The organism is Nitrosomonas sp. Nm33, from assembly GCF_900107265.1.
Taxonomy (GTDB): Bacteria; Pseudomonadota; Gammaproteobacteria; order Burkholderiales; family Nitrosomonadaceae; genus Nitrosomonas.
On sequence record NZ_FNPJ01000009.1, the window covers coordinates 20,137 to 33,895 of the forward strand.

Annotated in this window: 13 protein-coding genes; 9 read left to right on the forward strand and 4 right to left on the reverse strand. The window is 43.7% G+C overall.

Annotation, left to right across the window (positions count from 1 at the left end):
* The first annotated feature begins 7 nt into the window (after positions 1 to 7).
* Positions 8 to 1,171 (forward strand): hypothetical protein, encoded by a 1,164-nt coding sequence (locus BLV54_RS03290; protein ID WP_090567864.1) that lies wholly within the window; start codon positions 8 to 10, stop codon positions 1,169 to 1,171.
* A gap of 12 nt (positions 1,172 to 1,183) precedes the next feature.
* The gene (locus tag BLV54_RS03295; protein ID WP_090567738.1) at positions 1,184 to 4,114 is read left to right on the forward strand and encodes a bifunctional diguanylate cyclase/phosphodiesterase; all 2,931 of its coding nucleotides are present in this window, start codon (positions 1,184 to 1,186) and stop codon (positions 4,112 to 4,114) included.
* 146 nt (positions 4,115 to 4,260) lie between these two features.
* On the opposite strand, the gene BLV54_RS03300 is transcribed toward BLV54_RS03295, so the two are convergent.
* From BLV54_RS03300 to purM, 3 genes are all read right to left on the reverse strand, one after another.
* Positions 4,261 to 5,517 (reverse strand): RsmB/NOP family class I SAM-dependent RNA methyltransferase, encoded by a 1,257-nt coding sequence (locus tag BLV54_RS03300; protein WP_090567741.1) that lies wholly within the window; start codon positions 5,515 to 5,517, stop codon positions 4,261 to 4,263.
* Positions 5,518 to 5,676: 159 nt separating this feature from the next.
* Entirely contained in the window at positions 5,677 to 6,315 is a 639-nt protein-coding gene (gene purN / locus BLV54_RS03305; RefSeq protein WP_090567743.1) for a phosphoribosylglycinamide formyltransferase, read from the reverse strand.
* Positions 6,316 to 6,328: 13 nt separating this feature from the next.
* A complete protein-coding gene (gene purM, locus BLV54_RS03310; protein WP_090567746.1) occupies positions 6,329 to 7,387 on the reverse strand; it encodes a phosphoribosylformylglycinamidine cyclo-ligase in 1,059 nt (352 codons plus the stop codon).
* A 63-nt stretch (positions 7,388 to 7,450) separates the two neighbouring features.
* Here purM and BLV54_RS03315 point away from each other — a divergent pair, with 63 nt between their 5' ends.
* From BLV54_RS03315 to BLV54_RS03335, 5 genes are all read left to right on the forward strand, one after another.
* Positions 7,451 to 8,509 (forward strand): AI-2E family transporter, encoded by a 1,059-nt coding sequence (locus BLV54_RS03315; protein WP_090567749.1) that lies wholly within the window; start codon positions 7,451 to 7,453, stop codon positions 8,507 to 8,509.
* Between the two features lie 109 nt (positions 8,510 to 8,618).
* Positions 8,619 to 9,440: an AmmeMemoRadiSam system protein B gene (gene amrB, locus BLV54_RS03320; RefSeq protein ID WP_090567752.1), complete on the forward strand. Its 822-nt coding sequence runs from the start codon at positions 8,619 to 8,621 to the stop codon at positions 9,438 to 9,440.
* Positions 9,430 to 10,008, forward strand: coding sequence for an AmmeMemoRadiSam system protein A (gene amrA / locus BLV54_RS03325; protein WP_090567756.1), 579 nt, complete (start codon positions 9,430 to 9,432; stop codon positions 10,006 to 10,008). Before amrB ends, amrA begins: the two co-directional genes overlap by 11 nt.
* Positions 10,001 to 11,092, forward strand: a complete 1,092-nt coding sequence (amrS, locus tag BLV54_RS03330; RefSeq protein ID WP_090567758.1) for an AmmeMemoRadiSam system radical SAM enzyme — start codon at positions 10,001 to 10,003, stop codon at positions 11,090 to 11,092. The genes amrA and amrS overlap by 8 nt, the downstream gene beginning before the upstream one ends.
* Position 11,093: 1 nt before the next feature.
* On the forward strand, positions 11,094 to 11,732 hold the full coding sequence (locus tag BLV54_RS03335; RefSeq protein WP_090567760.1) for a dienelactone hydrolase family protein: 639 nt from the start codon (positions 11,094 to 11,096) through the stop codon (positions 11,730 to 11,732).
* Here the strand turns inward: BLV54_RS03335 and BLV54_RS03340 are convergent, their stop codons facing one another.
* On the reverse strand, positions 11,733 to 12,362 hold the full coding sequence (locus BLV54_RS03340) for a phosphoribosyltransferase (RefSeq protein ID WP_090567763.1): 630 nt from the start codon (positions 12,360 to 12,362) through the stop codon (positions 11,733 to 11,735). It abuts the gene before it with no gap.
* A 251-nt stretch (positions 12,363 to 12,613) separates the two neighbouring features.
* Here BLV54_RS03340 and BLV54_RS03345 point away from each other — a divergent pair, with 251 nt between their 5' ends.
* Positions 12,614 to 13,129 (forward strand): BCAM0308 family protein, encoded by a 516-nt coding sequence (locus BLV54_RS03345; RefSeq protein ID WP_090567766.1) that lies wholly within the window; start codon positions 12,614 to 12,616, stop codon positions 13,127 to 13,129.
* A 63-nt stretch (positions 13,130 to 13,192) separates the two neighbouring features.
* Complete coding sequence (locus tag BLV54_RS03350) at positions 13,193 to 13,699, forward strand: Hsp20/alpha crystallin family protein (RefSeq protein ID WP_090567769.1); 507 nt, start codon at positions 13,193 to 13,195, stop codon at positions 13,697 to 13,699.
* The last annotated feature ends 60 nt before the right edge of the window (positions 13,700 to 13,759 follow it).

Sequence of the window (13,759 nt, forward strand, 5' to 3'; positions counted from 1 at the left end):
GCTATTAATGGTACTGCATTCCTCCTGGATTAATGCGTCAGATCAAAAAAATTTGAATGGCCTTCAGGTTCATGGCTTCCTGAGTCAAGGTTACATTAAGACAACAGACACAAAAAATAATGTGTTTGGCAATAGTAGCAGTGATAAAGGTAGCTTCGATTTTAGAGAGATTGGGGTAAATGCATCGCACAGACCATTAACAAATCTCCAATTCTCAATGCAACTGCTATCTCGCCAAACAGGCCAAGCTAGTAAGGGTGGAATTCGCATTGATTATGGCTTTCTAGATTATGCTGTCATAACGAGCGAGACTAAGGATCTTGGGGTACGTTTAGGGCGGACCAAGAATCCGTTTGGTTTTTATAATGATACCCGTGATGTCCCTTTTACCCGGCCAAGTATTTTATTGCCACAATCGATCTACTTTGATCGTGCGCGGAATTTAGCATTGGCTTCAGATGGTGTGCAATTATATGGTGAATCACGTAATGATTGGGGAGATATAACTGCTCAATTCGGTGTGGTTTTTCCACAAGTCGACGATAAAAGTACTGAAGCAGCTATCTTAATGAGAAATCAGCCGGGAAAACTCACGCCGAAATTATCATATATAGGGCGTATAATTTATGAGCGAGATGGAGGGCGATTGCGTTTCGGAGTAAGTGGTGCGCAGGTCAACGTGGGATATCATCCAGGAGTAAATGATCGATTGAGTGCAGGTTCAATAGAATTTTTGCCCCTGATTTTTTCTGCACAATACAATGCTGAGCATTGGAGCCTCACCTCGGAATATGCATTACGGCATATCGAATTGAGAAATTTTCATGTTCTTCCCAATACGAATTTTACCGGCGAAAGCTATTATTTCCAGGGTATTTATCGGTTTAATTCAGCGTGGGAGGCTGTATTGCGCTATGATGTTTATTATGCAGATAGAAAAGATCGTGATGGTAATGACTTTCATGCTGAAACCGGACGCCCTGCTCGTAGCCGGTTTGCCAAGGATTGGACCGTAGGTCTACGCTGGAGTATTACTCCCTCGATTATGTTACGTGCAGAGTATCATCGCGTAAATGGCACAGGCTGGCTTTCTACGTTGGATAATCCAAATCCTGCTTTTACGGACCAACATTGGAATCTTTTTGCAGTTCAAGCTTCTTACCGTTTTTAAGCAGAAATCTGAATGAAACAAAGTATCTTTGGAAAAACGACTCAGCTTGCTAGATTCGCTGATCGTGCATCATCCAAATTTGTTAGTTTGAAATGGAAAATTTTGTTATTCAGCAGCGTGATATTGCTGATAGTGGTAACGATATTCAGCATCATGAACTATAAGAGCCTTATCGATAATATTGATCAACAAAGTGATCTGCAATATCAGCGTTATGTCCGCGAAGTCGGAAAGTTAATTGAGCAAACCTCACATAGCTCGCATCAACTGATCGGGATGATTCCTTTTCTGAAAGGCATGGATGTAGCCTTATCTACACAAAATATTCAGCAAATTGTAGATGCATTCGAACATCACTGGTTATTATTACAGCTTCAGAGTGGAATTGAAGCGGTAAGATTTTATGATCAATCTGATCGCCTCTTGGTAGGCTGGGACAGTTTCGAGGCGGATATGTATCGAGATACGCTTATTTTGGAGCATGTTCGTAAAGTCAATTTGTATGAACAACCGGCTAATCCATTAATATGCACAGAAACTTGTATTCAGTATACGATCGAGCCACTTCTGGTAGAAGGTGTTCGTGCGGGAACAATCGTTATCGGTGCTTCACTGACTGATGTTTTTTTGGGTTTTAGGCGAACATTTGGGTCTGATATTGGTTTATTTTTGAAAGAAAAAAAATACAAGATCACTCATAATGATGTATGGTTTCCTGAGTGGGAGATACACTTGGCAGCATTGACCAATAGAGATAATAATCTTCACATTCTTTATCAAACGGTAAAAGAGTATCCGGATCTTGTAACCCTCAAGCAAGGAATCCAAATTGAATGGAATAAACGCTATCAGCGCATAAAGCTCCTCCCATTACAAGGGATAGGCGTGATGGATCAGGCCCATTTGGTCGTCATTACTGATATCACAGCCACCATTGAAGCAATTCGTGATTCTATTTGGCGTATCGTCATCATTGGTTTAATTGGTTTAATATTTTCAGGAATGTTATTATTTGCCATTCTTTCTAAGCCACTTTCACAGCTTAAGCATATTGTATTTTCCTTGCCGCTTTTAGCAGGGGGAAGCTTTGGAATTTTCCGCGCCACGCTTTCCTCCGTTGGTAGGAAGCAATGGCTAAAGGATGAAATTGATCTTCTTTATGAAGCGACAGTAACACTATCTCATAAGCTTGAAAAGCTGGAGGATAAAGTCGTTTATCGTACCAAGCTACTGGTACAGCAACGGGATGAATTAAGTAAAGAGAAAGATTTTATTGCAAATTTGCTTGATACAGCGCAGGTCATCGTGCTGACCCAGAATGTTAAAGGCAGGATAATGATGTTGAACGCATATGGTGAAATGCTGATGCGTTATACTGAAGAAGAGATTCGAGGTAAAACTTTTCTTGAGTTACTGTTGCCTGACGAAGAGCAATATAATCTTAACGAGTATTTAGAACAGGTATGTCACGGTCAACGTGAACAATTGAGGCATGAGACTATTACTTTATGTAATGATGATTCCAAAAGACATATTGTTTGGTTGCATTCCCGATTGTCGTGGAAATCTGAAGAAGATTCATCAGTACTCTCGGTTGGCCTGGATATTACAGAATACAAGCGTGTTGAGGGTCATTTGGCATGGCTGGCCAATCATGATCCATTGACAAACCTATACAATCGGCGCCGTTTCAGTGAAGAGCTCGAGCGGATGATCATTTGGGCGGAGAGATACCAACATTCGGGTGCATTGTTATTTTTTGATCTCGATCGGTTTAAGTATATTAACGATACCAGCGGGCATCAAGCAGGTGATTCGTTACTCAAGAAAGTTGCCGATATGCTGTCTCATACAATCCGGGCAGCAGATGTTACGGGGCGTTTGGGAGGAGACGAGTTTGCAGTTATCCTGCCAGAAATTACGGCAAGTGGAGCTATTGAAGTCGCAAAGAAAATTCTATTTCGCTTAAGTGAAACTCAGTTGACCGTAAATGGTAGAACACACAAAATTGCAGCAAGTATCGGGATAGCCCTTTTCCCAGAGCATGGTAATTCTGTGCATGATTTATTGGCCGCAGCCGATCTTGCTATGTATCAGGCCAAGGAAAAAGGACGGGGAACTTGGCATCTTTTTTCCAATGACGATCAAACAAGGGAACGAATGTACACCCTCGTACATTGGAAAGAAAAAATCGAGTATGCCAATTTATATGATAAGTATTTGCTCTATTTCCAGCCGATTATGTCGCTACGTGATAGAACAATCACCCATTATGAAGTATTGTTGCGTATGCGCGATAAGGACGGCACAATTCATTCGCCTGCGGCTTTCATTGCTGCTGCGGAACATACCGGTCTAATCCATGAGATTGATCATATGGTATTGCGCAAGGCCATTGCACAAGCAGCCAAGATCAATAAATCGGGTAATCGAATTCGCTTGTCAATCAACTTGTCCGCCCATGCTTTCAACGATCCGGAATTACTCCCAGTGATCAGAAAGGAACTCATGTTTCATGGTGTCGACCCCACTCTTTTGATGTTTGAAATAACAGAGACCGCAGCCTTGGATAATTTGCCTGGAACGCGAAATCTACTTCGAGAAATTAAGGAACTTGGCTGCGGCTTTGTACTGGATGATTTTGGTGTTGGTTTTTCATCTTTTTACTATTTGAGAGAGTTGCCTGTAGATGCTGTGAAGATAGATGGTTCATTTGTTCGGAATCTAGCAAGTAGTCCTGCTGATCAAATACTGGTTAGAGCCTTATGTAGCGTGGCAAGGGGGTTTGGTAAGAAAATTACTGCTGAATTTGTTGAGAATGAGGAGGTACTTATACTGCTGGAAAAAATGGACGTTGATTTTGTGCAAGGCTATCATATTGGCAAGCCATCTGCTGAGGATGAAATCTTCAGTCACTTGAAGTTTGATAGTAGTCGTCAATAAATTATTCCATTTCTAAATCAAACCTAACTTTATCGCTTCTCCTTACCGCATTATTTATGCTGTCTGCGACTCGCCTTAGCATCGTGTTTGATTTAGAAATGGAATTAGATATCTCCTTATTCTGACAAAGAAGTAAGTAAATCAGGTTAATTTTTTCGCTCCAGAACTGCAGCAAAGAAGCCATCAGTTTGGTGAAGTGCGGGTGATAGTTGCAAATATTCCCCTGTATCAAGCGGTATTTTTTGTTGCGCCAGTAGATCCGCACAATTTAATCGAGCGAAATGAGGATTGTCAGAAAGAAAGCGTTCTACAATTTCTTGATTCTCTTCGGGCAGAAGGCTGCAGGTAGCGTAAACCAGTCTACCACCTGGTTTAAGTAAATTGGCAGCAGAAGAAAGAATGGCCGCTTGTTTGTGTTTTAATTCTTCGATACTCTGTGGTGTTTGTCGCCATTTCAAATCCGGGTTGCGGCGTAAAGTTCCTAACCCACTGCAGGGTACATCAACAAGTACTCGATCTATTTTTCCGTGCAGACGTTTTATCCTGACGTCATTTTCACTGTTAATACGTTGAGGATGCAAATTGGACAAACAAGAGCGCTTAAGTCGTGGCTTCAGATTATTGAGCCGCTTCTCAGAGACATCGAAAGCATAAATACGGCCCTGGGAATGCATGAGCGCTCCCAGCATCAGTGCTTTTCCACCAGCACCTGCACAAAAATCAACAACCATTTCACCGCGTCGAGGTGCCAGCAGGTAGCCTAGAATCTGACTGCTTTCATCCTGTACTTCTATTTTGCCAGAGAGAAACAGTGGATCTCGATTAATGGCAGGTTTACCCGTTAGACGAATACCGATAGGTGAGTAGGGTGTAGCGTGTGCCTTAATACCTTCCTGATTTAATATATTAAGTACCTCGTGACGTTTTGCAAGCAGTGTATTAACGCGCAAATCTAAAGGAGCTGGATGCTGAAGTGCCTGACCTAGGCTAAGAATCTCAGTATCAGATAAAAATTTTTGTAACTTTTCCATTAACCATTCAGGAAATTCTGCTTGAATAGCAAGAGGCTGTGAGACTAACTTAACTGCTTTAATGTGCGTGAGCCATTTAGCTTCAGCTTCATTGATGAAGGTGGCTAGTTCGCGCAAATTCATGCCTTCAAATTTGACGAGGTAAGCTAGAAGCAGGGCGCGGGGGGTTGCTTTCTCCGCCAGGTATTCCAGGAAAAATCTATGACGTAAAATACCGTACACAATCTCTGCAACTACGGCTCGATCATTCTGACCTAATATTGGATGATCACGGAAAAACAGGCGCAGCAGGGTATCAGCGGGAGATTCCAGCGGTAATATAGTACGTATGGCTGCTATCGCCATATCAAGTTGAGCAAGCGTTGGGCGCATGATTAATTATTAAAGAGAAAAGATTCGTCGGCGCTTCTGATTGACCTATGAGAGTATTGAGTTTTTTTACAATTGGTGTAACACACTGATTAAAGATTCACCAAGATTTTATTTCGGAACTATCAATGCGTTTGAAGCAAATTTTCATTGATCTAATTTTCATTGATCTAAATGGGGTGAATATAAAACACGTTGTTTTATAGTTGCTGCCCGAATTTTTACACAATCATTTGTGAGCATAAGTCGATCTTCCAAAAACCAGCGCACAGCTTGCGGGTAAATCAAATGCTCCTGTTGGAGAACCCGCGCAGCCAAGGTTTCAGTGGTATCTTCTGGCAGCACGGGTACCGCAGCTTGAATAATAATGGGGCCATGATCGAGTTGAGAGGTAACAAAGTGTACCGTACACCCATGGATTTTTACACCTTCTTTTAGTGCGCGTGCGTGTGTATTCAAACCGGAGAAAGCAGGTAATAAAGAGGGGTGAACATTGATTAATCGATTCTGATAACGACTAACAAAACTGTCACCAAGAATGCGCATGAAGCCAGCAAGTGCCACTAAATCGGGTTGGCAGGTATCAATTTTTTCTGCGAGTGCAGCATCAAATGTTTCACGATTGGGATAAGCGCGATGATCTACCACATGTGTTTCGATATGGCGCGATCTAGCAATTCCTAATCCTGCTGCAGCCGGATTATTACTGATTACGGTAATGGCTTTAGTCGGGAGTTTTGCATCGAGTAGCACCTGCATGTTGCTACCCCTGCCAGAAATAAGAATAACCAGGGATTTCATGAGGTATTACTGATCAAGCAATTACAATAGCTGGTTCATTAGCATAACGTTGCTTGATATGACCGATTTGCCAGACCGTTTCTCCGTGGGTATGTAAAATGGCTATTGCCTCATCAGCATACTCAGGCGCAACCACCAGAACCATTCCTATGCCGCAATTGAAAACCCGGAACATTTCTTCATCGGCAACGTTGCCTTGCTGTTGTAGCAAATCAAATAAGGGAGGAATTTTCCAAGATTCTTTGTGAACATAGGCCATTGTTCCCATAGGCAGAATGCGTGGAATATTTTCTAATAACCCCCCGCCGGTGATATGGGCTATACCTTTTACCGGCAATCGCCTGATGAGCTCTAGTACAGGTTTTACATAGATACGGGTTGGTGTCATGATGGCTTCTATCAGAGTGCCATCCCCAAACTTGGTGCTCAAATCAATAGAATGTTTTTCGATAATTTTGCGGATCAATGAAAAGCCATTGGAATGCACACCATTGGAAGTGATTCCGAGAATGACATCGTTTTCCGTAATGGAAGATCCATTAATAATGTTATCTTTCTCTACGATCCCCACAGCAAAACCGGCCAGATCGTATTCGCCTTCTGGGTACATGCCGGGCATTTCAGCTGTCTCACCACCAATTAAAGCACATCCAGCTTGCTCGCAACCTGCTGCAATACTTTGAACAACCCGGGCGGCAGTATCCACGTCTAGTCTGCCACAAGCAAAATAATCCAAAAAGAACAGAGGTTCTGCACCTTGCACGAGAATATCGTTGACACTCATGGCAACCAAATCAATTCCAATGCCGTCGTGCTGGTTAAACTGAAAAGCAAGTTTTAATTTGGTGCCCACACCATCAGTTCCCGATACTAATACAGGATTACGGTATTTCCGGGGGATTTCAAAGAGTGCACCGAAACCTCCGATTCCGGCGAGTATTTCCGGACGCCATGTGCGTTGAGCAAAAGGTTTGATCTTCTCAACCAGAAGATTGCCTGCATCAATGTTTACACCGGCGTCGCGATAGGATAGCTGATCTAATTTAGGATCTTGGGAATTAAATGAAGTCAAGTTGAGTTCTCACTTGGTTGCAGATAGAGTGACACATTTTAGTAAAATGTAATTTTACCGCAAATGAACACTAAACACTCTGAAGATCAACATTCTCTTTGGTGGATTATTTTGATCGGAGTGCTTGGAGCGTTGATTTATCTCCTAAGCCCAATACTAACGCCTTTTATATTGGCTGCAGTTATTGCCTATATCTGTAATCCTTTCGTTTCCTGGTTATTAATCAGAAGAATTTCCCGAACTTTGGGAACGGTACTGGTTATGCTCCTATCACTAGGTGCATTTATTGCCTTGATTTTGGTTATGGTGCCATTGTTTGAGAAGGAGATCATGCGGTTGGTTGATCGTGCCCCAGATTACCTTGAAATCGTTAAGGAGCAATGGATCCCGTGGTTGAAGACAACGTTGGGAATCAATCTGCAACTAGATGTGGCCATGCTCAGACAAGCCTTGGCAGAGCACTGGAAGAGTGCTGGGGGTGTTGCTGCTAAGATGTTGCCTTCACTAACGAGTGGTGGCATGGCAGTGTTGGATTTTTTAATGAGCTTACTGCTTACGCCGGTTGTGTTGTTTTACCTGCTCCGTGATTGGAATTCCTTAATTTCCCAGGTCAATGAATGGATCCCACCAGCCTGGCGAAAACAGCTGTATCCGCTTGTGTATGAAACTGATCGTGTGCTGGCAGAGTTCTTGCGTGGTCAGATTGCAGTCATTATCCTGATGAGCGGTTTTTACGTGACGGGTTTATGGATGGTTGGGCTAGAATTTGCTATACCAATTGGACTCTTGGCGGGAATTTTGGTATTTGTACCTTATCTGGGTGCAATCGTAGGTTTAGCACTTGCGACATTCGCCGCAGTGATGCAATTTCAGGAATGGAGCGGTGTAGTTACAGTTTGGTTCGTATTCGGTATAGGTCAATTACTTGAAAGTTTGTTAATTACACCTTGGTTAGTGGGTGAGCGCATTGGTCTGCATCCAATCATGGTGATTTTTGCATTACTTGCCTTTGGTCAGTTATTCGGATTCATCGGTATTTTGTTAGCGCTGCCGATCAGTGCTGTATTACTGGTATGGCTCAGGCATTTGCATAAGCAATATTTGGATACGATGCAATCTTGATTGGTTTTATTATTTTTATCCCGCAATGACTTGGTTCTAATTAATATCTCCTTGATTTTACAGAGATTACCGCTTATGTTGGTGGTTATCTAATTTAGAGAAATTTTCCATGGTTACCGTCCGTTCCCCTGCTGTGGCAGGGCTATTTTATCCAGCCGATTCGCAGAGACTGGCTAAGAATATCGAGCAATTGTTGAGTACTGTCCAGACGCATAAATCAATAGTCAAAGCATTGATTGTGCCGCATGCAGGCTATATCTATTCGGGTGCGATTGCAGCGTCAGCGTATGGAACACTTTGCTCCTTTGCTGAGTGCATTCGGCGTGTCATCTTGCTAGGTCCCGCGCATCGTGTTGCGGTACGTGGTTTGGCATTGCCTAATGTAGATGCTTTTACCACACCTCTGGGTCGGATGATGATCGATACAGCCGCCATCACTGACATCATACATTTACCCCAGGTAACGGTTAGTCCGCAAGCGCACGCGCTGGAGCATTCATTGGAAGTGCAATTGCCATTTTTGCAAAGTACTTTAACGGATTTTTCGATTTTGCCTTTGGTGGTGGGAATGGCCTCGGCTGAGGAAGTGGCTGAAGTGTTGGATGATTTGTGGGGGAGTGAGGAAACCTTGATTATTGTCAGCTCTGATCTTTCGCACTATCTGCCATATGCTGTCGCACAACGTGAAGATCGCAAGACCGTCTCGTCCATTCTTGAATTACACCAATTCATCGATCATGAACATGCCTGCGGTGCGACACCCATTAATGGTTTAATGCTGGCTGCACGCAAATATCACTTGACTCCGCATTTGCTGGATTTACGCAACTCGGGTGATACCGCTGGTCAACGCGGGCAGGTAGTGGGTTATGGTGCATTCGCTTTTACATTGCCCCATTCAACTTCAGGGAGCATTGAGTATGCTACCTAATCAAGGAAAAGAATTGTTATCGATTGGACGGTCTGCGATTGCGCGCGCTTTGAATATTCCTTATCGGTCTAAGAGCGATGAGCATGCACCTTGGTTGCAAGAGTTGAGCGCGTGTTTTGTTACGTTAATGCAGGATGGGGGGTTGCGTGGTTGTATCGGCTCACTTGAGGCGCAACGATCATTATTAATGGATGTCAAAAGTAATGCGGTGTCTGCTGCTTTACATGATCCGCGTTTTGTACCTTTGCGTGCTGCTGAGTTTGAGGATATTCATATCGAAATTTCATTGCTATCACCGAGGCTGGCGATGGCAGTCCAGGATGAAGCGGATGCGCTGGCGCAGCTGCGGCCAGGAATAGATGGCATCGTGTTTGAATATGGTTACTATCGCAGTACTTTTTTACCCCAAGTATGGGAGGAGCTTTCGCAACCTCTTCAATTTCTGGCTTTGTTGAAGCGGAAAGCAGGGCTACCTGCAGATTTTTGGGCAGAAGGGGTCAAGCTGTCTCGTTACACTGTAATCAAATGGCGTGAAATTGATAATGTAGAGGAATACCCAAATGGATGAACCGATTAGTAGTGCAGAACGATATCCTGCTAAATATTGGCATTGGTTGAGTGATGGACGTATCCAATGTGACTTGTGTCCACGTGATTGTAAATTGCATGAAGGGCAGCGTGGCGCGTGCTTTGTACGTGGCCGGCTAGGCGATGAGATGGTGCTGACGACCTATGGTCGTTCTTCGGGTTTCTGTGTAGATCCCATCGAGAAAAAACCGCTGAATCACTTTTATCCAGGCAGCAGCATATTGTCGTTTGGTACTGCAGGTTGCAATCTTGCCTGTAAATTTTGTCAGAACTGGGATATTTCCAAATCACGTAGCTTCGATAAACTTGCTGATCAGGCAAGCCCAGAAGCCATTGCGCGAACAGCCGAGCATTTGGGCTGTAAAAGTGTTGCGTTTACCTATAACGACCCAGTCATTTTTGCAGAATATGCCATGGATGTGGCCGATGCGTGTCATGAGCGAAATATTAAGACCGTGGCAGTCACTGCTGGTTATATCCATGCTGAACCTCGACGCAATTTCTTCACTAAAATAGATGCCGCCAATGTCGATCTAAAAGCATTTACCGAGGAATTTTATGTCAAGCAAACCGGTTCGCACTTGCAGCCGGTGCTCCAGACCCTGAAATATCTCAAGCACGAAACTCAGGTATGGCTTGAGCTAACAACATTATTAATCCCTGGGCTCAATGATTCTACAGAAGAATTGCAGGCCCTTAGTGAATGGGTGGCTAGAGAACTTGGTGTGGAGGTGCCGATACACTTCACGGCATTTCATCCCGACTACAAAATGATTAATATACCAAGTACTCCAACCAGTACTCTTATTCGGGCGCGTAAAATTGCCCACACGGCAGGACTCAAGTACGTTTATACGGGAAATGTGCATAATGAAGAGGGAGATACCACCTTTTGCCCATCATGTGGTGTGACCTTGATTGAGCGTGGCTGGTATGAAATTGCTCACTATCGTCTCACTCCCAACGGACATTGTCCTGATTGCAGTGCCGCTATTGCCGGGCGTTTTGGTGAATATGCCGAGACATTCGGCAGGCGGCGTATTCCAGTTGCTATAGGAGGTTAGTATGAGTGCAGTGTTTATTCAGGATGGCGCTGCCCAACTAGGTGGCGAATTGGTGTTACCGCCTTCTGCAGCGGGTGTAGTGTTATTTGCGCATGGCAGTGGCAGTAGTCGCTTTAGTCCACGTAATACCTATGTAGCCAAAGTGCTGCAGGATCATGGTGTGGGCACGCTATTATTTGATCTGCTGACCCAAGAAGAAGATCGGGATTATGCAACACGCTTTGATATCGAATTACTTACACGACGTTTGCTTGCCGCAACATCATGGTTGAAAAGTGAACCGAAGACGCAATCATTGCGAGTAGGATATTTTGGTGCCAGCACAGGCGCTGCCGCTGCACTGCAGGCAGCCGCAAAATTGGGGAATAAAATTACTGCTGTCGTGTCGCGCGGTGGGCGCCCTGATCTCGCTGGTGAGCAAGCCCTAAGAGAAGTTAATGCTCCTACTTTGCTACTTGTTGGTGGAGCAGATTACGGCGTGATTGAATTAAATCAACAAGCCTATTCACTATTGAATTGCGAAAAGCAGTTTACCTTGATTCCAGGAGCAACCCATTTATTTGAGGAACCTGGCACGCTGGAACAGGTTGCGCGCCATGCAGCAGACTGGTTTATTCGGTATTTTAGTATTTCGAAATAATTACTCGTCGTTTTTTCTCAATAGCGCAACCACTTCCTCATCACTAACTTGGGGAAAGGACTGGTAAAATTGCCCTACTGAGTAAAATAGTTCTGGCACCTGAAGGCAAACCATCTCATCAGCATAAGGTGTAACTTTAGCCAAAGTTTCGGGTGGTGCAACAGGTACGGCACATATCAATTTTTGTGGATGTTTAGCGCGCAAGGCATGCAGGGCAGCAATCATAGTGGATCCGGTTGCTAAACCATCATCTACCACGATGACGATGCGTCCTTTGGGATCAAGAGGTGGGCGAATCGGTGTGTAGCTATTACGCCGTTCACGCATGACTTCGAGTTGGATGGCTTTCTCTTGTTCAATATAAGTTGAATCGCCTACCACTTGATGGGCATATTCAGCAAGATATGTCCAACCTGTTTCATCTATTGCGCCAATTGCAAATTCTGGGTTGTCAGGGGCGCGTAATTTACGTACAAGCACGATATCCATATCGCCATCTAGCATATCGGCAATAATTTTTGCCATTGGCACTGCACCACGTGGAATCGCAAGCACTAATGGGCGTTGACCATGATACGGATTCAATTTCTTTGCCAATAAGACGGCTGCTTCATTACGATCACGAAACATTTTCCTCTCCTCCTTTTTGGTCTGTTACTCAAATCATACGCTTAAATAAATAGCGGCAGTCAGTTTTATAACAACAATCTGGTTAATCATTTAAAAGAGAGGTAGGATATGAGACTTGAGAATGCGGGATTCGTAGTTTTGATCACTTAATAAGCAATTATGATCTATATTGAACCTTGTGCCTTACCTTATGCCTTATTAAATCAAGTCATGACACTTATATTTCATATTTATTAAAGGAGGCATGTGCTATGAGTCATTCTAAAGGGTATTCTAAAATTCCTCTGGGTTATCATATAATTACTCGTCACGATGGTATTCTTCAGGAGAAAGTGCACGATGCTTATAAGGCCAGAGGTAAGTTACATGAACCGACCTTGTGCCCGGAATGTAATGCGGTCTTCCATCAGGGACGCTGGCAGTGGTTGCCCGCACCAGCTAATGCACATCAACAAATTTGCCCAGCTTGTCATCGTATCCATGATCACTATCCTGCGGGTTTTTTGACTCTGGAAGGACCGTTTTTTTTAGCGCATCGCGATGAAATCATGCATCTAGTGCACAATGAGGAAAAGCACGAGCGCGCAGAACACCCTCTTAAGCGTATCATGGAGATTGAAGAAGAACCTGATTCCACGTTAATTACTACCACAGATATCCATCTTGTTCGTGGGATGGGTGAAGCGATTCATCATTCTTTCCAGGGCGAGCTTGAGTTTCACTATAATCCGGAAGAGAACTTGCTGCGAGTGCATTGGTCACGCTGATGGTATCATTGTTTATAACATAATGATTAATGTATTTTTTAATGATGAAATAGGAGAGCAATTATGTTGGAGTCATTAAAAGAGGCAGGGAAAAACATTGGTCGTGAATTGGGTCGCGCATGGGAGAATCTCTCTGAAGGTTGGCGCGAATTGCTTAGCCGGGGTGGAGAAGCGTTAACCCATTTTGGCCGCGGTAAAGATGAGGTGGCCGCAGAAGGTGAAAGTCAACTGCCCGTTCTTCCGCGATGGAGTTTACTAGCAGGAGAGGTAGAGGAAACAGATAAGGAAATCATTGTGCGCATGGAGGCGCCTGGTATTGAGAAAGAAGATTGGCAAATTACCATTGATGGAAATAGACTCTATTTAAGCGGAGAAAAACGCTTCGAAAGGGTTACCCATGATAGTACTTACCATATCATGGAACGTGCTTATGGAGCTTTTCAACGATCGATTCCGTTGCCACGCGATGTGGATATTGACAGAGCAGAGGCTAATTACAAGAATGGTGTATTGACTGTACGTTTACCAAAAGTTGGGAACAGCAAGCCTAGAACGGTTAGTTTGCCCTGAAATAGATATTGATGATTGTGTCGATAAGTAAATGATGCAGGATTGTTCCTGAAATGATTC

Excerpts from the sequence above, each read along its gene's own strand:
- BLV54_RS03290 (WP_090567864.1), top strand. The coding sequence starts at position 8 with ATGGTACTGCATTCCTCCTGGATTAATGCGTCAGATCAAAAAAATTTG.
- purN (WP_090567743.1), bottom strand. The coding sequence starts at position 6,315 with ATGAAATCCCTGGTTATTCTTATTTCTGGCAGGGGTAGCAACATGCAG.
- amrS (WP_090567758.1), top strand. The coding sequence starts at position 10,001 with ATGGATGAACCGATTAGTAGTGCAGAACGATATCCTGCTAAATATTGG.
- BLV54_RS03335 (WP_090567760.1), top strand. The coding sequence starts at position 11,094 with ATGAGTGCAGTGTTTATTCAGGATGGCGCTGCCCAACTAGGTGGCGAA.
- amrA (WP_090567756.1), top strand. The coding sequence starts at position 9,430 with ATGCTACCTAATCAAGGAAAAGAATTGTTATCGATTGGACGGTCTGCG.
- BLV54_RS03315 (WP_090567749.1), top strand. The coding sequence starts at position 7,451 with ATGAACACTAAACACTCTGAAGATCAACATTCTCTTTGGTGGATTATT.
- BLV54_RS03300 (WP_090567741.1), bottom strand. The coding sequence starts at position 5,517 with ATGCGCCCAACGCTTGCTCAACTTGATATGGCGATAGCAGCCATACGT.
- BLV54_RS03295 (WP_090567738.1), top strand. The coding sequence starts at position 1,184 with ATGAAACAAAGTATCTTTGGAAAAACGACTCAGCTTGCTAGATTCGCT.
- BLV54_RS03340 (WP_090567763.1), bottom strand. The coding sequence starts at position 12,362 with ATGTTTCGTGATCGTAATGAAGCAGCCGTCTTATTGGCAAAGAAATTG.
- BLV54_RS03350 (WP_090567769.1), top strand. The coding sequence starts at position 13,193 with ATGTTGGAGTCATTAAAAGAGGCAGGGAAAAACATTGGTCGTGAATTG.
- BLV54_RS03345 (WP_090567766.1), top strand. The coding sequence starts at position 12,614 with ATGAGTCATTCTAAAGGGTATTCTAAAATTCCTCTGGGTTATCATATA.
- amrB (WP_090567752.1), top strand. The coding sequence starts at position 8,619 with ATGGTTACCGTCCGTTCCCCTGCTGTGGCAGGGCTATTTTATCCAGCC.